Here is an 18,333-nt window from a genome sequence, read left to right on the forward strand (position 1 = left end):
CTGCAAGTCCCACAATTTGGCGGTGCGGTCATCTGAGGCAGTAGCGATCACATTTCCTGCCGGGCTAAAACTGACACTATTTATCCTACTTATCCTGCCATTATGTCCAACCAACTGACGCCGTTCACGAATTCTAGCAAGAATCATCTGCAAAGCTAACAGAGGACTGGTAACAGGATATTCTGAAAGCGGGGGATTATCAGGTATCCACTTTTTTAAGTCTTTTCCTGCTTTGATAGCTGCCTGCAAAGCTTCTATTTGCTTTCTCTCCGACTGAAAAAGAGTTAACGCGATGTCTCCAGTTTCTTCAATGTTAATAATTTCTCTAACTTGCCTGCGAACTTCTTTTAAGAATTTATTAGATGTTCTCAGTTCTTGCCGTTCATCAGCTTGACTGGCATCTAAAAAATCATTATCCTCATCGCTTAAACGTTTCCCCTCTTTCCACTTCAACGCATCATCCAACGCTTGGCCGCGCAACAGTCGGGAAGTATCTTGACGATTTGAGGCAATCCAAGCGGCGAAGTTTTCCTGGTAGGGGCGGAGTTTCGCTAATTCTTGCTGTACCCACTCGAAGTTAAAAATAGCGGCGTATATGGGGTTATAAACTTGTAGATATCCGTTGCGTTTGACGACCAATCCTGAGAGTTGTAACCTTCTTTGATCGAGGCTATTATCAGCACAGATTTTCTGCTCCGCATCCGTCAGTATTTGCTGATAAATACCGAGCAGTAGCGCCGTGCGGTCTTGATAGTCAAGTAGCAAGCGATCTCTAATTGTCTTTAAATGTTCTAGTTCGTCATTCGCTTCCCAATTATCAATGACGTACTTTTGCACTAAAGCTTTCACATCAGAAGTCCCACGGGCCGATTGATAGACCATCAGTCGGCACAGTCTTTGCATCAAAAAAGGTTGCCCGTTTGTCCAATAAAAAACCTCAGCTAATATATTCTCTGATATTTCCTCCGAGCGCTCTAGCATTAAGCCAGGGATTAAAGCAGGTCGAGCTTCATCAAAAGTAAACCCTGTTAAATCAATAGCTTTGCCAATATTAAAAGGTGTTCGGTCTTTATCGCGAATCAAATCTGCTGGCGTCGCAACTCCCAAAAGACAAAACGCAAGGCGCTTATATTCAGAATTCATTGCTCTTTTGTTATAAGAAGCCCGAATTAAAAGAAAAAAGTCATCTTTCCAGCTCAGATTTAAAATCGAATCAATTTCATCAATAAAAATAACAATATTTTGCGAGATTTCTGTCAGTAAAATATCTTCAATAAACTGACTCAATCGTTGAGATGGCGACAGCAATTGTCGTTGCTGCCACCAACTGTCAGCATCCACCTTTCTTGAGAGTGCGCCATCCCGAACTAACTCAGAAATAATCCCAAAATACCAGCAGTCTGAACTCTCCCTACCGATATCTGTTAAATCTATCTCCATACATTTAAAGCCTGCTTTTTCGCGCAAGCGTTTCATCGTTTGTACTAGCAAGCTAGATTTGCCCATTTGCCGGGAGTTCAACACATAACAAAATTCTCCGGCTATCAAACTGTCATAAAGTTCGCTGTCGGCCTGACGCTTAACATAGGTAGGATGTTCGTACTTTAAACAGCCACCAACTTGATATTGATAAACCGCCATAATATGGTTTTACTCCCGACTCTAATCTCGAAATTTTTCTGCAAAATATTCCCGATATAACCGACAGCTAGGAGTGATACCATGCTGATTTTGCTTGACTAAACCTGTACTCAATAACTTAAATTCTAGCACCTTTTCTAATTTGACCGCACTCTCTGCAGAAACAACTTGTTGGAGAGCCGCTTTGAGTTCAGAATAATTTTGCAAGTTTGCCAAGTTTGCCCAGTGAGCCTGCAAACACTGGCGGTAAATTCCCACATCTGTAGCTGCATTTTGCAAAATGTCTGCTAAAGATAGATTGGAATCCTTTAAATGATAAAGCGCCTTGCGTACCAGATAAGGATAACCGCCAATCATTGCCATCAATGCGTCAACTTCATCAGTTCCCCAAGATAATTGATGGCGGCTGGCTAAATCTAGAATATTTTGCTGGCTAAATTCTGTCAACTTTACTTCAAACCCGACATTAAATGGTGATTGATTATAAGGTAATTTCACATACACATTTGTAGAATAAAGCAGCACCATTCGCAAGTTTTTCCATCCTTCCCTTTTCTGACTTTTCTCAAACCAGCTTCGTAACATACTAAAAAAATTTTCTGAAATTTCCTTATAAGGAAAAATACAGTCTATTTCTTCTAAAACCAATACTAAAGGACTATCTCTAGCTCCTAAAACTTCATCTTCAAAGTAGTTTTTGCAATTCATAAGAATGCCTACACCCCCCTGCAAATTTTTATCCATATTAGATTCTAGTTTTAGCTCTCGGCTGATATTCAAGCAAAACCAGTGAAAAAAATCATTTAAGTTACTAAAAATTTCTGTTTCAGCCTCTCTAAAATCTAAACACACTAATCGATAATGATTCGTTTTTGCGCGTTCGATGATGCGATTTAATAGAGAAGTTTTTCCCATTAACTTAGGAGCTTTAATGCGAATCATTGACCCCCGTCCTAAAATCTGCTGATAACAGTCAGCTTCCATTAGGGAACGCTCTATATAAAAATCAGAATTTAATGGCACTGGCCCTTCTGGATCTTCTAATATTTTTCGAGTCTCAGAGGTTGTTTTCCCATATCTTTTTAAGAATTCTTCACAAACTAATTCAGGTTTATATGTGACAAATAATAGAATCAACTCTTCACGTTGCGTATATCCTCCACCCGACTCATTTGTGATATTAAATAACTGGCAAATATTTGAAATATGATCGCTGACACACGACCTCGTTACTTTTGGGGTGAGAGAGTTAGCGATTTGTTGGTCTGACTTATCTTGCAAGAACTCCTTTAGCACTGGACGCTGTTTTGTTTTAAGCTTGTCTGTATAGATAGCCTCAAACTCCTGTTTAGTCATCTTATCCATTCCACCTCAGCCTCAAACCTGCTTAATTTATCTTAAATTAGCATAACTCAGAGCTTTAGCATAGCTGTTCAGTCAATTCCTAGTTAATTTTCACAAATTTCTAAGCCAAAAGTGATTTGTGAGTTTTTTCTCACAAACTTTTTCACAAATCATTCAATGGCAACTCACAATCTCTTCAAAATTTTACTTAACAACTAATTTGGGAGGCTAAATTGACGATCGCCCGCGAACACAAAAAATCCAGATATCGTAGGAAATGTAGATAGAGATTAAAAAAAATGAAACCAGAAAAACCGAAAAATAGACGGAACTTTTTGAAGAATCTGTCTAAGTCAGATATCAAATGGTTGTTAGAGAAAGTTTTTGTACCCATCCTCCTAGTGACGATTCCTTTAACACCAAGTACGATCGAACTTTTGCGGAATGAACAACCGCCAACTCCTGTACAAAAGGTTCCACCGATCGAGCACAGGACTCCACCGTCACCATAACATCGGATGCGATCGCCCTTGTTAAGCCAACTGCAACTGCACATTCTGCAACTTGCAAATAGCTTTCAAGACTTGCGCCAACAAGAGCGATCGCTCTTGGTCAATCAAATTCAATTCCGGTAAAATCTGATAAGTACAAGGATTTCCCCGCGTCACCCGCACAAACCGATAACTTTCGCCATTCGTCGTCAATCCCCAAACAGACGATTGCTGCTGCAAACTTTTATAAGTATAAGTCAGGAGTTGCGGCAAACCAGTCAAAGGTGCGATCGCACTATTTTTCGCCTCCACTACCAAAATCCAAAACTGTGCAGCCGCGAGCTCTGCATCCGGCTGATTTACCGCTAAAATATCCAAGCGCCCTTTAATTAAAGTATCCCCATCCTCAACCTCGATGGGGATGCTATCTTCCATTGTCAGCACGATCGGAATATCAAAAAATCCTGCTAATCTCATTAACGGTGAAAGCACTAAAAATTTAACCAGCTTTGCAGAAACTTTCCCTGCTTCTAGATGACGCCAAAAGTGATTACCGATTTGCAATAATTCCTGCTGTTCAAAACCCGTCAGACGTTCCAGAGAGAAAAAATCAGTAAAACCTCCTCCTGTTTGTCTTTCCAATTTGAGAAGGCGGCGAACGTCATTTAGCGAAAGTTGGCTTGCTTCTAAATTTTGGGTCATGGCTTTAGTGCGATCGGCTGTTAATGTCAATTCTAAAAGCATTACCATCGGATTTGTTATGATATAATCATACCAGATATCGCTCCTGTAAATCGGGTAGATTGTATGAAAGCAATTAAAGTGATGGCAACGATCGACGATCGAGGACAATTGTGCGTTGGTGAACCGCTCAATTTATATCGCAACAGCCGAGCCGAAGTAATTGTGCTGGTTTCCGAAGGAACAGACATTAATAAAGAGAAGCAATCTCATGAAGCCAACCACCAAACCACGCAACTAGAAGACTACTTCAACTTCCTAAGACCTGACGATATTCGGCTCAAAGGTTCCCGCATTGGCATCGAAACAATTCTCTATGAATACCTGTTTCGCGCTCGAACTCCCGAAGAAATCGCTAACATTTATACATCGCTCACCCTGGAACAAGTTTATGCGACCATTTTGTACTACCTGCACAACAAAGAAACAGTCGGTAAATACATAACCGAATGGCTGGAGTGGGGCGAAAAAATGCGAGAAGAACAAACTCGTAATCCTCCTCCAGTGACAGAAAAACTTCGCAAATTTAAAGCAGAAAGAGAGGCAAGGAGCAAAGCTGATGCCAATCCAGTATCTCTTTGATGAAAATGTCGAGCCTGTGTATGTTAACCAAATTCGCAGGCGCAATCCCGATCTGGTTGTTCTAGCAGTGGGAGAACTAACAGCACCTTCTAAAGGGACTCTCGATCCAGAAATTCTTATTTGGTGCGAAATCCACAATTTCATTCTTGTTACCAACAACCGCCGCTCTATGCCTGTTCATTTAACAGATCATCTAGAGCAAAACCGCCATATTCCCGGAATCTTTCTCCTGAATTCCAAGCTGAGTATCGGTCAAAATATTGAACTACTGCTTCTGATTTATGAAGCATCATTTGAGAATGAGTACGAAGATAGAATTTACAATTTACCAGTGCTCTAATTTCTCATGCAGCTCCAACATTTACAAAATTCCCCAAAGTCTTAAGGAAAATAAACATACTTTTGCTCCAACTTATGCAAACAATAGTTAAAAAGACTAACCGAAGTTAAAGTTAAAAGCAATGTCGCAAGATACCATCGAATCAATTCTGCATGAAAAACGGCTATTTCAGCCGCCTGCTGCATTCTCCCAAAAAGCTCACATCAAAAGCCTAGAAGAGTACCAAGCCCTCTACGACAAAGCCAAAGCTGACCCCCAAGCATTCTGGGCAGAACTTGCGGCCCAAGAATTGCACTGGTTCCAAAACTGGGATACCGTGCTCGACTGGCAACCGCCTTTTGCTAAATGGTTTGTCAATGGCAAAATTAACATTTCTTACAATTGTCTCGATCGCCACTTAACCACTTGGCGCAAAAATAAAGCCGCCCTGATTTGGGAAGGCGAACCGGGAGACTCCCGCACCCTCACCTACGCGCAACTCCACCGCGAAGTCTGCCAAATGGCGAACGTCATCAAACAATTGGGAGTCCAAAAGGGCGATCGCGTCGGCATTTATATGCCCATGATTCCCGAAGCTGCGATCGCCATGCTAGCCTGCGCCAGAATCGGTGCAGTACACAGCGTTGTTTTTGGCGGTTTTAGTGCAGAAGCTTTGCGCGATCGACTCAACGACGGCCAAGCAAAACTCGTCATCACCGCTGACGGTGGCTTCCGCAAAGATACCCCCGTCGGCCTCAAAACACAAGTAGACAAAGCATTAGCAAATAATGCCACACCCAGCGTTACCAACGTTCTCGTAGTTCAGCGCACCAAACAGAAAATTGACATGGAACCCGGGCGCGATCATTGGTGGCACGATTTGCAAAAAGGTGCATCGGCAAATTGTCCAGCCGAACCGATGGACAGCGAAGATATGCTGTTCGTACTCTACACCAGTGGCAGTACCGGCAAACCGAAAGGTGTCGTCCATACAACCGGTGGTTATAACCTTTATACCCACATGACAACCAAATGGATATTCGACCTCCAAGATACCGATGTTTACTGGTGTACTGCTGATGTCGGCTGGATTACTGGACACAGTTATATTGTCTACGGGCCGCTGTCCAACGGTGCGACAACTTTAATGTATGAAGGTGCTCCTCGCCCTTCAAATCCTGGCTGTTTTTGGGATGTAATTGAAAAATACGGCGTCACCGTTTTCTATACTGCACCCACCGCCATCAGAACATTCATGAAAATGGGCGAACACTTGCCCAACGCGCGCAATTTGTCATCTTTACGATTGTTAGGAACCGTCGGCGAACCGATCAATCCTGAAGCTTGGATGTGGTATCAACGAGTAATTGGCAAGTCGAATTGTCCGATCGTCGATACTTGGTGGCAAACAGAAACCGGCGGAATTATGATTACCGCTTTGCCCGGTGCCATTCCTACAAAACCCGGTTCTGCAACCCTACCGTTCCCCGGAATTGTGGTCGATGTTGTTGACCAAGATGGCGAACCAGTCACTAACGAAAGTGGCGGTTATTTAGTGGTGAAACATCCTTGGCCGGGAATGATGCGTACACTTTACAACGATCCAGACCGTTTTCGCCGCACCTATTGGGAATATTTGCACCCGAAAGATGGCGAGTTTGTGTACTTTGCTGGAGACGGCGCGCACAAGGACAAAGACGGTTATTTCTGGGTAATGGGCCGCGTTGACGATGTAATTAATGTCGCCGGACACCGACTCGGCACAATGGAAGTCGAGTCAGCTTTGGTATCGCATCCAGCGGTGGCGGAAGCTGCGGTTGTTGGTAAACCGGATGAGATTAAAGGTGAGGAAATTGTGGCTTTTGTCACGCTGGACAACTCGCAGCAACCTAGCGATGAATTGGCTAAGGAATTGAAGCAGCACGTTGTTAAGGAAATTGGGGCGATCGCCCGTCCCGGCGAAATTCGATTTACTGATGCTTTGCCGAAGACTCGAAGCGGGAAGATTATGCGGCGTTTGCTGCGTTCTTTGGCTGCGGGACAAGAGGTTTCTGGGGATACTTCGACTTTGGAAGACCGGACGGTTTTGGATAAGTTGCGGGGAGGTGCGTAGGGGGATTTTTTAACCGCAGATGTAGGCAGATGAACGCGGATGAACGCTGATGTATTTTTATCGGCGTTCATCCGCGGTTTAATTGTTAATTTGCTTATTTACCGCGCCACAGATGAACTGCATCGGGATTGATTTCCGACCTTACCTGTAGCCACTCTTCTAACAAGTAGTCATCATCAACTGCTTCAGAATGCTGTTCGTCTTTGAGAATTGCTAAGACGTGGACTCCAGACGGATAGTTGACATGACGAATTTCTGGGTCATATCCCAAGTCTTGAATTTTTGCTAAAATGCGATCGACAGCACCGGCAACAGTAAGATCGACGGCAAGAATAATTTGACCGAGTTTAGCACCAGGTTTTACACATTCCAGAACAGCCATTACTCTTTCTCCTTGTAGTTGCAACGGTACACTTGAGGGCGATTTTCGACTTTTCCGGGTTGAGTTACAGATTCTAATTCAACTCGGTAGCGATCGGCTCGTTTTTGGCACTCCTGTTTCGCTTGCCTGGGATTATCCGCTAAAATCGGCTCGTCCCAGCGTTCAGGATCTTTTTCTGGATCTTGAATCATAATTAAATTGCTCCTTTGTTGGACGTTCAACTTCGGGGAAGTCGTCTTGGCATGGTGCGGCAACATTCTGCCAAGGCGCATTTATCTGCTATAATTGTACTGCATTTTTTAGTATAATTGCAGTATGAGTAAAAACGTTAAAGTTCTAACCATCCGACTGCCTGAAGTAGAAATGCTTCGGCTAGAAGCTTATTGCGCGAACAGTGGTAGAACAAAAACCGATGTGATTCGCGAACAGATTAGGAGTTTAAAAGTTGAAGATAAGTCGCTTCACCCAGATTGATAACCTTGGTTCATTAACATCCCTTGAGACACGCCATGCTCCCAGAAACCGTACAGTTGCAAATTCCTTTTCAAGTCCTAGTAGATGCGATCGCCTCCCTCCAACTCGAAGAAAAACGCCGACTTTGGCAACTATTAAATGAAGAAATTACTCAAGCAGAAACCGACCTGCCCTCTCAAGTTCTGATTCAAAATAACAATGGGTCGGATTACAAACCCACAGGGGAAATCTTGACGGCTGCAGAAATACGCGATCGCTATCCCCGCGAGTGGGTGCTAATTGCTGATACTGAATCCGACGATTTATGGAATGTGATTCGCGGTGAAGTCTTAGCTCATTCACCGCAGCGAGAGGAAATAGACCGAGCTTTGACAAAATTTAAAGATGTCCGGTCAATTTCTATAGAATACACTGGCCCTATTCCTGATGAATATTCGGTGCTGTCGTGACTTCACAAAAACTTTATAGGTGCTCGCGTTACGGAAATTTACTCGTCTTAAAAGCTGCTGCCTCCAGCACAAGTAATACTGTCAGACAATTCAGATTATTAGTTGATACAGGCTCAACTTATACCGTTTTGCGGGTAAATATATTAGAAGCTCTTGGTTGCGATATCCAAAATCCTCTACGGAGAATTAGGACATCAGCAGGTGGCGGTATTGTGGAAGCACCAGTAGTAGCTGTGCCTTGGTTTAATTGCTTGGGCGAGCGTTTAGAAAATTTTCCTATAGTTGCCTACACGTTACCTGCAACCACTTTTGTAGACGGTCTGCTAGGGATGGATTTTCTTGCTCCTATGCAAGCTGTTATCTATGCTAAAGAGGGAGAGATTCGCATTCGTTAAAAATACAAGCTACAATCAAGATAACTTCTGGAATGGATCTGATCGCGATGCCTCCACTACTTAGCAAAACCACAGATCAGCGAATTGTTCATCATGGAATGTGGGAACGGTTTAAATTTATCCAAAAAGGCTTTGAAGGCTCCCCTAGAGTGCGACTATTTTACTATGATGGGACGATCGAGATTCTGAGGCCGGGAGAAGACCACGAAACTTTTGCTCATGTTATCGGTTACTTAGTGACTACCTTTCTCGTCGAACAGGGAATTTTCTTCAAGCCCACAGGGGCAATGACGCAGGAAAGATCGGGAGTTGTCTCTGTGCAAGCAGACGAATCCTACTACATTGGGAGTGTAAAACCAATTCCCGATTTGTCAATCGAAGTTGTCTTTACCAGTGGAGGAATCAGTAAGTTAGATCGCTATAAAGCTTTGGGGGTTTCAGAGGTGTGGTTTTGGGAAGATGGATTACTGAAGATATATCATCTCCAAGATGGTAGCTATGAAAATAGCGATCGCAGTCAGCTACCCGGACTCAATAACCTCGATCTCGATTTGATGAAACGCTGTATTTTGATGGCGGAAACTGATGCTGGGGAAGCTATTAGATTGTTCCGTCGAGAGATGTAGCCGATCGCAATTTAGCAAATTATGACGGTAGGAGCCAATAGAGCGTCAGTATTTTGATGCCATCAGTTTCTCATTAAAAAAGCAGTGCTTGGCAAATTATATCAACAGTTTTTAGATGAACAGATATACCCATTCAATCCCTACATTTGACTCAATGCTCTTACCCACAATTCAGGCTCTACAAATGCTGGGTGGATCGGGAACTACTGAAGAGATTTATGACCGAGTAGCGCAGATTCTCAACTTACCTAACGAGGTGCTGGATATCCCACATGGAAACAAATCCCAGAGTGCTGTTGAGTATCGACTTGGTTGGAGTCGTACTTACTTGAAAAAATACGGGCTTTTACAAAATTCCTCACGTGGCGTGTGGTCTTTAGTTTCAACATCTATAGATTGTGAGATTCTGGATGCAAAAGAAATTGTCAAGGTGGTTCGAGAGACTGACAAGAAAAAGGTGATGTCGCCAGATAATTTAAACGCAAATGTTGGAGCAGTTGAAAATTTAGAAGAAGTTGCATGGCATCAGCAGCTTCATCAAATACTGCTATCACTAGAACCTTCAGCATTTGAGCGTTTGGCACAGCGCCTACTACGTGAATCAGGCTTTATACAAGTACAGGTTACAGGTAAGTCCGCCGATGGTGGAATTGATGGTGTAGGTATTGCCCGTATTAGTGGTTTCTTGAGCTTTCATGTTCTGTTTCAGTGCAAGCGCTATCAGGGTTCGGTTACGGCGAGTCAAATTAGAGACTTCCGTGGGGCAATGCAGGGACGAACCGACAAAGGTTTATTCATTACAACTGGAACATTTACCAGAGATGCTGTCAAAGAAGCAACACGAGATGGCGCACCCCCAATAGATTTGATTGATGGTGAGCAGTTAGTTCAACGACTAAAAGAGTTGGGGCTTGGTGTCAAGATAAAAATGATTGAGTCTGTGGAAGTGGATGCTAATTGGTTTACGAAGATTTAAGCTTCTATTGTGAAGCGATCGATCTTCAGTCAATCGCAAGCAATATTTGAACGTGGGTGGAGCGATCGCCTGCATACTACAGTTAGACGATCGCTCTATTGCATAATAATTTGCTATTATATAACCGTGAAGTCTTATATTGCTCGTGTTGTTCTATGCCTGCTTTAGACCTCTACCACAATACAGTTAAAAAATCTCTCCTCAATGATGGGTGGATAATTACTCACGATCCTCTCCATCTGAAATGGGGAAAAAAAGATATGTATGTGGATCTGGGAGCAAAACAGGTGCTGGCAGCCGAACGATGAGAACAAAAAATTGCTGTGGAAGTCAAAAGCTTTGTCAGCGATTCAGAAATGCAGGACTTGAGAGAGGCGATCGGACAATTTACTATTTATCGATCTGTGCTTCAGAGAACTTATCCAGAACATACGCTTTATCTGGCTGTTCGCGATATCACCTATGAATCTCTATTTGAAGAACCGATCGGTCAATTAATGATTGAAGATGAAAAGCTCAAGCTGATTGTATTCGACCCAAATCAAGAGGCGATCGTAAAATGGATACTTTAGCTAACTTTAGAACCACCATTAAAACAGTTCTCGAACCTTACACAAAAATTCCTTACTCTCATGGCGATATAATTTGTAAAGCCGTGTTTGATGAAAAATCTGATTGTTACCTGCTAGTTACTTTAGGCTGGGATAAAGCCAAACGAATTCACGGCTGTTTGGTTCATATAGATATTATTGATGATAAGATTTGGGTACAGCGAGATGAGACAGAATACGGCGTGACAAAAGAACTTGTAGCTGCTGGAATTTCCAAGGATTCCATTGTTTTAGGTTTTCATCCCGCCGATGTCAGACCTCATACAGGTTATGCAGTTGTGTAGTTAATGAATTATTTGGCTCATCTATTCTTATCAAAAGGCACGCCAGAATCCCTGATAGGCAACCTCCTCGGAGATTTTGTCAAAGGAACGGCTGTCAACCTTTATCCCGATGAAATTAGAAAAGGCATTGATTTGCACCGCAAAGTAGATAGCTACACCGACTCTCACCCAATAGTGCGATCGAGTAAAAGCCTTGTTTGCGCCGATAGACGCAGGTTTGCTGGAGTTTTGATTGACGTGTTTTACGACCACTTCTTAGCTAAAAATTGGCTGGAATACTCAGAAATTCCGCTCCGGGATTTTTCTCAGGATGTCTATAAAATCCTGCAAGACAACCGCGATATATTGCCTGAATCTCTCCAGCGGGTGCTGCCAACAATAATTGCCCGCGACTTGCTTTCATCTTATCAGGACATCGCCGAAATCGGCATCACTCTTACAAGAATGTCGGCGCGACTCAAGCGGACAAATAACTTGGCAAGCGGCATAGAAGATTTGACAGCTAACTATCAGCGATTAGAATCAGATTTTCGAGATTTTTTCCCCGACTTGATAAAATACGCCACAGTTGACAAATATTAATACAAACCACAAAAATTACAGTTGCTATTGATAACGAACTCGTGTATGATGCAACCGATACCTGCATGAAATCTCAAGTGCAACAGGGTTCAAAATATGGCAACCAGAATTCCGAACCTGCAAATAACTAAAGTAGTTGATGGTGACAGCATCAAAATTTCTCTCAACGGCAAAACCGAGGCTCTGCGCCTGATTTGCGTCGATACAGAAGAAAGTCATCCGGGAGGCTCCAAACCTGTAACTGCGGCGGGGAAAGCAGGTACGGAAATGGCTAAAAAATACTTCGCGACAGCAGATGGGGGACTTGCTCAAATTGACATAGAATTTGATACAGACGATTCGGTTGAAGTGGCTCTACAAAAACACCGCGACAACTACGGGCGTCTCCTCTGTTACGTACATAAAGACGGAGAAAATTACAATCTTAAACTGATTGAAGAAGGCTGGAGTCCCTACTTCATCAAATACGGGCGCTCCAGATTGTATCACCGACAAATGACTGAGGCAGAATCGGCAGCTAAAGCTTACAATCTGATGATTTGGAATCCGATTATCAATGCCAAAATCCCCTCTCGCAACTATGCTAATTTACTGCCTTGGTGGTCGATGCGAGGCTCGATTGTTGAAGAGTTTCGGTTGTCGGAAGCAACGGCAGGAGTGCTTTCTTTGAGGTTGCACTACCCGAAAATATTAGCTGCTTCTGAGAAAGCTCAATCTCTTACTATTTTCTGCGATTTGGAGGCTGGGATTAATAAATGGATCGGCGGCAGCGCTCTAATTTATGCTGGTTCTGTGTATCATAAATTAGATTTGTGGATACCAGATGCTGAAACTGATGAAATGGCTCCCTTGAAGCGGCTAATTGAGAAACGTTATGCGGGTGTGGGACGGGGATATGTGTATGTCAGTGGGAAGGTAGAACAGTACAAAGGGAAGCCTCAAATAGTTTTGAAGGATATCAAACAACTTTCAGATTTTCCCCCACAAAAGTGAATTTTACATAAATTCAATTAAAAAATTGCCGGACAAATGGAACGATGAAGACTGTTCTGCGGGGAAGGCTATTAAATTTTGGGCGATTCCCTACCGCAACGGGCTCGCACGCGCGTTCGGGATAGCTTGGCTTCACGCATTTTTTAAAATTTAATTAGCATTATGGTTGACAATCCAAAATAATTGTGTTTTTTTTATTAGGCTAAATCCATTCATACTATAATACTATCATCGCCGATCTGTAGCTGCCAATAGCGGCGACATCCATCCAAACTCCAGAGATTTAAAAGCTATGTGCCAATTACTGGGAATGAACTGCAATGTTCCAACAGATATTTGCTTTTCTTTTGAGGGTTTTTCTGCAAGAGGTGGCAGAACAGACGTTCATCAAGACGGTTGGGGAATTGCTTTCTTTGAAGGTTTGGGATGTCGCCTTTTTATAGACTCTAAACCTGCGATTGCTTCTCCGGTTGCAGAAGTAGTGCGCCGCTATCCCATTCATTCAACTAACGTCATTGCTCACATCCGCAAAGCTACCCAAGGCGAAATTGCTTTGGAAAACTGCCACCCTTTTATTCGGGAACTTTGGGGGCGCTATTGGGTTTTCGCTCACAATGGAAATCTGGAAAATTTTAATCCAGAACGTGCCGGAGTTTACAAACCTGTTGGCAAAACTGACAGCGAAAAAGCATTCTGTTTGATATTAGAAAAGCTGCGCTCTACTTTTCCTCAAAGTAAGCCTGCTGTAGCGGAAATTTATCCGGTACTGGAGGAAATTACTAAAAGTTTGGCAGACCACGGAATTTTTAATTATTTACTTTCCGATGGAGAACACTTGTTCACCCACTGTTCTACTAATCTGCATTATATTGTGCGACAAGCACCTTTTGCTAGCGCTCACTCGATCGACGAAGATGTAACTGTCGATTTTCGGGAATTGACCAACGAGGACGATCGCGTGGCTGTTATTGCCACTTTTCCGCTGACTGATAACGAAGTTTGGACGCAAATTCAGCCGGGAGAATTGCTGGTATTTCAGGATGGTTTGCCGGTCAATTCTGGGCTGCTGGAGTTAAGTTAACGGGATTTCAACTGAGATGTTGCACCATTGTCAATAAGCTTTTTAGGAACAGGCTTTTCGGCCTGTTCCACAAGAAAATTTAATTTTTGTGGAACAGGCATCTTGCCTGTTCTTGAGAATGGTGCAAGATGTGAGTTTAAACAAATTTAAAGCCTAAACAGAGCATCGAACCTGCTAAATGACCAGCTTTCCAGCTTGATTTATTAAGCCAGATTTGTCATTGCGCTTGACAGCGGCTAAGCCTTCGGAAAAACTGCCAACAGCGGAAACTTAGGGGCGATCGCCCACTGGCCTGCTTGATTGATATATCCCCACCCTTTTGGATGGGTAACTGCTGCTAAACCTTGATTAAAGGAGCGGGTATTGCACAATTAGAGGATGATTCTTGTAGGGTGTCCCGCCTTCTGTGAAAATACACCTGACTGGCTACGATATCCCATCCCACAAAACAATCAAAATCATCCCCCAATTATCCAACGGCTTCTACTTTCCCCGAAGTGACAACAGAGGGATTAATTCGGTTGAACAGCCGCTAAAATTTGTCCGGCTGTCACCGTTTGCCCCTTTTCACAAAACAACTCGGCAACAGTGCCCGCAACATCAGCAGTAATAGCAATTTCCATTTTCATCGCTTCCAAAATTAACAGCCGATCGCCCTCTGCAACCGCATCTCCAACATTAACCAGCACCTGCCAAACATTGGCCGAAACGTGAGCGACAACAGCCTCACAGCCGATCGGCAAAACAACCTCCGCCGCCGTTTCCGAACCCACATCCGCCGAGGATTCTGCGGCAGATTCAGCTTCAAATTCCCCGGATGCGGCCCAGCGATCGCGCTCTGCATTAAATGCGGCCTGCTGCTGCGCTTTAAACTCAGCCGCACTGTTAGCAATAGAATGCAAAAACTCATTGTATTCTCTCAAATTAAAAGTGATTTCCTCAACCTTTAATTTAAACTTCCCTTCGATAAATGCTTCCCGACAGCGGTGCAATTCCTCATGAGAAACCGGATAAAATCGGATTTGGTCAAAAAAGCGTAAAAGCCAAGGTTTACCAGACTGGAAATCCGCCGTTTGTTTGAACCGATTCCACATTTGCACCGTGCGGCCGACAAATTGATAACCTCCCGGCCCTTCCATCCCGTAAACGCACAAATACGCGCCGCCAATGCCAACTGCATTTTCAGGAGTCCAAGTGCGGGCGGGATTGTATTTAGTAGTAACCAAACGGTGGCGCGGATCGAGGGGAGTTGCGACGGGCGCGCCTAAATAAACGTCTCCCAAACCCATCACTAAATAGCTAGCATTAAATACAATTTCTCTGACTTGTTCGATGCTGTCAAGCCCGTTTATGCGGCGAATAAACTCAATATTGCTGGGACACCAAGGTGCGTCCGATCGCACAGACTGCATATATTTTTCAATGGCCAACAGCGTCGATTCATCTTCCCAAGATAAAGGTAAGTGCACAATTCGCGCCGGCACTTCCAAATCCTCGATCGCCGGAAGTTCCGCCTCCGCCGCAATCAGCGCCTGCATTAGCTGCTGTTGCGAAATCTGGCGGCCCTCAAAGTGAATTTGGAGCGATCGCATTCCCGGCACTAATTCGATAACACCCGGCAACGGATTGGCTTTCAACTGTTCCATCAATGCGTGCGCCCGAAAACGCAAATTTAAATCCAGCACCAACGGGCCGTATTCAACTAGAATATATTTATCCCCAGCTTGACGGTAAGTAACAGCAACCTGTCCCGGAGATTGGGGAATTTCGTGCAAAATTGGAGAAGCGGGAACTGCGGGCAATTCCTCCGCATTTTCCCCAAAAACAGGCAAACTAAAAGTAGCAATTTGCAGATTTTGTGCTAATTCCCGCTGCAAAGCTTCAGCAAAACTCAAACAGTGAAAGCGAATGCTGTCCCCCGGTTTCAGTTGCCCGATTTTCCACAATTCCGACTGCACAATAGTAGCAGGACACACAAAACCTCCCAAACTCGGGCCGTCAAGACCGAGAATTACAGGCATATCGCCCGTAAAATCGATCGTGCCGATCGCGTAAGCATTATCGTGAATGTTAGACGGGTGCAAACCCGCTTCCCCTCCGTCTTGACGCGCCCAGGTGGGCTTCGGGCCGATCAGCCGAATGCCCGTCCGCGTCGAGTTGTAATGCACCTGCCATTCTGTGGAGAAAAACATTTCGATGTCTGACTCAGTAAAGAAATCCGGCGCGCCGTGAGGCCCGTACAAAACGCCGATTTCCCAATTATTGCTGTAGGTGGGAATTAGTTCGGGAGGCAAAGATATTTCCGCTTCCAGAGTTGCAGTTTGGTTGAGTTTTAACACATCTCCCGGACGCAGCGTGCGGCCCGCGTGTCCGCCAAATTTGCCCAGTACAAAAGTTGATTTGCTGCCCAAATAATCGGGGACATTAAAGCCGTGTTTGACTGCTAAATAAGTGCGGTAGCCGTCGCCTTGAATGGCTTTTAACTTGAGAATGCTGCCAGCTTTTACGGGAATTGCTGTCCAAAACGGCACCGGTTCGCCGTTTAGCGTTCCCTTCATAGTTGCACCAGTCAAACTAATAACTGTATCAGCATTGAAGCGCAGAGTTGGGCCTGTAGCTGTGAATTCCAATCCTGCTGTCGATTCGGGATTTCCTACTAAACGATTTGCCAATCGAAATGCCAGATGATCCATCGGTCCAGAAGGCGGCACGCCAACATCCCAATAGCCAATCCGCCCCGGATAATCTTGAATGCTGCTGTAGGTTCCCCCATCCAATACATCGATCGTTAAAGGTGCGTATTCAAAAGAGTTTAAAAAGCGCGTGCTCAGTTCGCCCCGGCTGAATCGGGAATCGTCCAAAATCTGGCGGAGGTAATCTAAATTAGTTTCAATTCCCGCTATTTCACTGGCATCTAAAGCAGCTTTTAGTTTTACGATCGCCTGCGTTCGATTATCCCCGCAAACGATCACTTTGGCTAGCAGCGGATCGTAAAAAGGAGTAACCTCCGTGCCGGTTTCTATCCAACTGTCGCAGCGGACGTTTTCGGGAAACGCAACTTGATTCAGCAACCCGGAACTCGGCTGAAAATTCTTGCCGGCATCTTCCGCATAAATTCGCACCTCAATTGAGTGTCCCTGCGGCTGATAACGGTACTCTTCCAGGGGGAACAAATCTCCCGAAGCCTGTTTTACCATCCACTCAACGAGGTCGATGTTGTTGACAGTTTCAGTAACGCCGTGTTCGACTTGCAAGCGCGTGTTGACTTCCAAAAAATAAAACTGTTTCGCATCGACATCAAATACAAATTCAACAGTACCCGCTGACTGGTAATTTACCGCTTTTCCCAGCCGCACTGCTGCACGGTACAAGTGATTTCGCTGTTCGTCGCTAATACCAGGGGCGGGGGTTTCTTCAATTACTTTTTGATTGCGCCGCTGCACCGAACAATCTCGCTCGCCCAAGGCTATGACATTGCCTTTGCCATCTCCAAAAATTTGGACTTCAATGTGTCTGGCTGTTTGAATGTATTTCTCTAAAAAAACGCCGCTTTGTTTAAAATTGCTTTGACTCAAACGCTGTACTTTTTCAAATGCTTCTGCCAAATCTCGATCGCCAAAACAAGCCTGCAAACCAATGCCGCCACCGCCTGCGGTACTTTTGAGCATCACGGGATAGCCGATCGCCCCAGCCGCTTTTTGGGCATCCTCCAAACTTGCTAAAAGTTCACTTCCGGGAGTTAGCGGCACTTGATTTGCAGCGGCTATTTCCCGCGCGGTGTGCTTCAATCCAAAGCAGCGCAACTGACTCGGAGTCGGGCCGATAAATGCAATATTCTCGCTTGCACAAGCTTCGGCAAATTCAGCATTTTCGCTCAAAAAGCCGTAACCCGGATGGATAGCTTGAGCTTTTGTTTGGCGCGCAACTTCGAGAATGCGATCGAACCGCAAATAACTCTCGGCTGCGGCGGCTGCACCGATACAAACGGCTTCGCTGGCGGCGAAAACGTGCGAGGCGCGGGCGTCGGCTTCCGAATATACTGCTACCGAAGCAATTCCGAGGCGATCGAGGGTGCGGATAATTCGGCAGGCAATTTCACCGCGATTTGCAATCAAAACTTTGTTAAACATTTAGGGAATTGCTGATTGGTATCTAGTTACATCTTGTACTAGCCTGAAGAACAGGCAAGATGCCTGTTCCACAAACATTAATTTTTGTTGTGGGGTGGGCTTCTAGCCCGCCCTAAAAC

The 18,333-nt window shown here is 44.4% G+C and carries 20 protein-coding genes and 2 pseudogenes; 14 read left to right on the top strand and 8 right to left on the bottom strand.

The genetic code is table 11. The features are described 5' to 3' along the window. Both QUA00_RS04440 and QUA00_RS04445 read right to left on the bottom strand, forming a co-directional pair. Positions 1-1,641: AAA-like domain-containing protein (locus QUA00_RS04440; protein ID WP_333408822.1), on the bottom strand; the 1,641-nt coding region annotated here is incomplete at its 3' end. 21 nt (positions 1,642-1,662) lie between these two features. Further along, a complete protein-coding gene (locus tag QUA00_RS04445) occupies positions 1,663-3,006 on the bottom strand; it encodes an AAA-like domain-containing protein (protein ID WP_333408823.1) in 1,344 nt (447 codons plus the stop codon). A gap of 278 nt (positions 3,007-3,284) precedes the next feature. On the opposite strand from QUA00_RS04445, the gene QUA00_RS04450 reads away from it, so the two are divergent. Then, positions 3,285-3,497 (top strand): hypothetical protein, encoded by a 213-nt coding sequence (locus QUA00_RS04450; protein ID WP_333408824.1) that lies wholly within the window; start codon positions 3,285-3,287, stop codon positions 3,495-3,497. Positions 3,498-3,518: 21 nt separating this feature from the next. Here the strand turns inward: QUA00_RS04450 and QUA00_RS04455 are convergent, their stop codons facing one another. Next, positions 3,519-4,226 (bottom strand): restriction endonuclease subunit R, encoded by a 708-nt coding sequence (locus QUA00_RS04455; protein ID WP_333408825.1) that lies wholly within the window; start codon positions 4,224-4,226, stop codon positions 3,519-3,521. A 57-nt stretch (positions 4,227-4,283) separates the two neighbouring features. On the opposite strand from QUA00_RS04455, the gene QUA00_RS04460 reads away from it, so the two are divergent. The 3 genes from QUA00_RS04460 (at position 4,284) to acs (ending at position 7,231) form a co-directional block, all read left to right on the top strand. Next, positions 4,284-4,799: a DUF433 domain-containing protein gene (locus tag QUA00_RS04460; protein ID WP_445252082.1), complete on the top strand. Its 516-nt coding sequence runs from the start codon at positions 4,284-4,286 to the stop codon at positions 4,797-4,799. Then, positions 4,777-5,139 carry a DUF5615 family PIN-like protein gene (locus QUA00_RS04465; protein ID WP_333145263.1) on the top strand — a complete coding sequence of 121 codons (363 nt, stop codon included), beginning with the start codon at positions 4,777-4,779 and terminating at the stop codon, positions 5,137-5,139. The genes QUA00_RS04460 and QUA00_RS04465 overlap by 23 nt, the downstream gene beginning before the upstream one ends. A gap of 121 nt (positions 5,140-5,260) precedes the next feature. Beyond that, positions 5,261-7,231, top strand: coding sequence for an acetate--CoA ligase (acs, locus tag QUA00_RS04470; RefSeq protein WP_333408826.1), 1,971 nt, complete (start codon positions 5,261-5,263; stop codon positions 7,229-7,231). Positions 7,232-7,325: 94 nt separating this feature from the next. On the opposite strand, the gene QUA00_RS04475 is transcribed toward acs, so the two are convergent. Both QUA00_RS04475 and QUA00_RS04480 read right to left on the bottom strand, forming a co-directional pair. Next, positions 7,326-7,613, bottom strand: a complete 288-nt coding sequence (locus tag QUA00_RS04475) for a hypothetical protein (RefSeq protein WP_333145265.1) — start codon at positions 7,611-7,613, stop codon at positions 7,326-7,328. Next, positions 7,613-7,804 (bottom strand): hypothetical protein, encoded by a 192-nt coding sequence (locus QUA00_RS04480; protein WP_190731945.1) that lies wholly within the window; start codon positions 7,802-7,804, stop codon positions 7,613-7,615. Before QUA00_RS04480 ends, QUA00_RS04475 begins: the two co-directional genes overlap by 1 nt. Before the next feature lie 124 nt (positions 7,805-7,928). Between QUA00_RS04480 and QUA00_RS04485 the strand changes: the two genes are divergently transcribed. The 10 genes and pseudogenes from QUA00_RS04485 (at position 7,929) to QUA00_RS04530 (ending at position 14,084) form a co-directional block, all read left to right on the top strand. Then, positions 7,929-8,087: a hypothetical protein gene (locus tag QUA00_RS04485; RefSeq protein WP_333053645.1), complete on the top strand. Its 159-nt coding sequence runs from the start codon at positions 7,929-7,931 to the stop codon at positions 8,085-8,087. Positions 8,088-8,122: 35 nt separating this feature from the next. Continuing rightward, entirely contained in the window at positions 8,123-8,536 is a 414-nt protein-coding gene (locus tag QUA00_RS04490) for a hypothetical protein (protein WP_333145266.1), read from the top strand. After that, positions 8,533-8,931 (top strand): retropepsin-like aspartic protease, encoded by a 399-nt coding sequence (locus QUA00_RS04495; RefSeq protein WP_333145267.1) that lies wholly within the window; start codon positions 8,533-8,535, stop codon positions 8,929-8,931. Before QUA00_RS04490 ends, QUA00_RS04495 begins: the two co-directional genes overlap by 4 nt. A 47-nt stretch (positions 8,932-8,978) precedes the next feature. Further along, a complete protein-coding gene (locus QUA00_RS04500) occupies positions 8,979-9,557 on the top strand; it encodes a Uma2 family endonuclease (protein WP_333145268.1) in 579 nt (192 codons plus the stop codon). 154 nt (positions 9,558-9,711) lie between these two features. Then, entirely contained in the window at positions 9,712-10,533 is an 822-nt protein-coding gene (locus QUA00_RS04505) for a restriction endonuclease (RefSeq protein ID WP_333145269.1), read from the top strand. A gap of 155 nt (positions 10,534-10,688) precedes the next feature. Further along, positions 10,689-11,105: pseudogene (locus tag QUA00_RS04510) on the top strand (element excision factor XisH family protein). Beyond that, positions 11,093-11,428: a XisI protein gene (locus QUA00_RS04515; RefSeq protein WP_190740648.1), complete on the top strand. Its 336-nt coding sequence runs from the start codon at positions 11,093-11,095 to the stop codon at positions 11,426-11,428. Before QUA00_RS04510 ends, QUA00_RS04515 begins: the two are co-directional and overlap by 13 nt. Before the next feature lie 3 nt (positions 11,429-11,431). Beyond that, positions 11,432-12,010: an ACP phosphodiesterase gene (locus QUA00_RS04520; RefSeq protein WP_333408827.1), complete on the top strand. Its 579-nt coding sequence runs from the start codon at positions 11,432-11,434 to the stop codon at positions 12,008-12,010. Positions 12,011-12,106: 96 nt separating this feature from the next. Next, a complete protein-coding gene (locus tag QUA00_RS04525) occupies positions 12,107-13,003 on the top strand; it encodes a thermonuclease family protein (protein ID WP_333408828.1) in 897 nt (298 codons plus the stop codon). A 292-nt stretch (positions 13,004-13,295) separates the two neighbouring features. After that, positions 13,296-14,084, top strand: a complete 789-nt coding sequence (locus tag QUA00_RS04530) for a class II glutamine amidotransferase (RefSeq protein WP_333408830.1) — start codon at positions 13,296-13,298, stop codon at positions 14,082-14,084. Positions 14,085-14,258: 174 nt separating this feature from the next. On the opposite strand, the pseudogene QUA00_RS36755 reads toward QUA00_RS04530, so the two are convergent. The 3 genes and pseudogenes from QUA00_RS36755 to uca all read right to left on the bottom strand — a co-directional run. Then, positions 14,259-14,324: pseudogene (locus QUA00_RS36755) on the bottom strand (hypothetical protein); the annotation flags it as partial. Further along, the gene (locus QUA00_RS04535; protein WP_333408831.1) at positions 14,321-14,455 is read right to left on the bottom strand and encodes a WG repeat-containing protein; all 135 of its coding nucleotides are present in this window, start codon (positions 14,453-14,455) and stop codon (positions 14,321-14,323) included. The pseudogene QUA00_RS36755 and the gene QUA00_RS04535, both read right to left, overlap by 4 nt. Before the next feature lie 141 nt (positions 14,456-14,596). Continuing rightward, positions 14,597-18,214 carry an urea carboxylase gene (gene uca / locus QUA00_RS04540; RefSeq protein ID WP_333408832.1) on the bottom strand — a complete coding sequence of 1,206 codons (3,618 nt, stop codon included), beginning with the start codon at positions 18,212-18,214 and terminating at the stop codon, positions 14,597-14,599. Positions 18,215-18,333 lie beyond the last annotated feature (119 nt).

This window comes from Microcoleus sp. T2B6, assembly GCF_036700475.1.
Classification (GTDB): domain Bacteria; phylum Cyanobacteriota; class Cyanobacteriia; order Cyanobacteriales; family Microcoleaceae; genus Microcoleus.

Coding starts and splice junctions, on each gene's coding strand:
- QUA00_RS04515 (WP_190740648.1), top strand. CDS start 11,093: ATGGATACTTTAGCTAACTTTAGAACCACCATTAAAACAGTTCTCGAA.
- QUA00_RS04490 (WP_333145266.1), top strand. CDS start 8,123: ATGCTCCCAGAAACCGTACAGTTGCAAATTCCTTTTCAAGTCCTAGTA.
- QUA00_RS04445 (WP_333408823.1), bottom strand. CDS start 3,006: ATGGATAAGATGACTAAACAGGAGTTTGAGGCTATCTATACAGACAAG.
- QUA00_RS04485 (WP_333053645.1), top strand. CDS start 7,929: ATGAGTAAAAACGTTAAAGTTCTAACCATCCGACTGCCTGAAGTAGAA.
- uca (WP_333408832.1), bottom strand. CDS start 18,214: ATGTTTAACAAAGTTTTGATTGCAAATCGCGGTGAAATTGCCTGCCGA.
- QUA00_RS04475 (WP_333145265.1), bottom strand. CDS start 7,613: ATGGCTGTTCTGGAATGTGTAAAACCTGGTGCTAAACTCGGTCAAATT.
- QUA00_RS04480 (WP_190731945.1), bottom strand. CDS start 7,804: ATGATTCAAGATCCAGAAAAAGATCCTGAACGCTGGGACGAGCCGATT.
- acs (WP_333408826.1), top strand. CDS start 5,261: ATGTCGCAAGATACCATCGAATCAATTCTGCATGAAAAACGGCTATTT.
- QUA00_RS04500 (WP_333145268.1), top strand. CDS start 8,979: ATGCCTCCACTACTTAGCAAAACCACAGATCAGCGAATTGTTCATCAT.
- QUA00_RS04505 (WP_333145269.1), top strand. CDS start 9,712: ATGCTCTTACCCACAATTCAGGCTCTACAAATGCTGGGTGGATCGGGA.
- QUA00_RS04520 (WP_333408827.1), top strand. CDS start 11,432: ATGAATTATTTGGCTCATCTATTCTTATCAAAAGGCACGCCAGAATCC.
- QUA00_RS04455 (WP_333408825.1), bottom strand. CDS start 4,226: ATGGTAATGCTTTTAGAATTGACATTAACAGCCGATCGCACTAAAGCC.
- QUA00_RS04530 (WP_333408830.1), top strand. CDS start 13,296: ATGTGCCAATTACTGGGAATGAACTGCAATGTTCCAACAGATATTTGC.
- QUA00_RS04450 (WP_333408824.1), top strand. CDS start 3,285: ATGAAACCAGAAAAACCGAAAAATAGACGGAACTTTTTGAAGAATCTG.
- QUA00_RS04460 (WP_445252082.1), top strand. CDS start 4,284: ATGAAAGCAATTAAAGTGATGGCAACGATCGACGATCGAGGACAATTG.
- QUA00_RS04525 (WP_333408828.1), top strand. CDS start 12,107: ATGGCAACCAGAATTCCGAACCTGCAAATAACTAAAGTAGTTGATGGT.
- QUA00_RS04465 (WP_333145263.1), top strand. CDS start 4,777: ATGCCAATCCAGTATCTCTTTGATGAAAATGTCGAGCCTGTGTATGTT.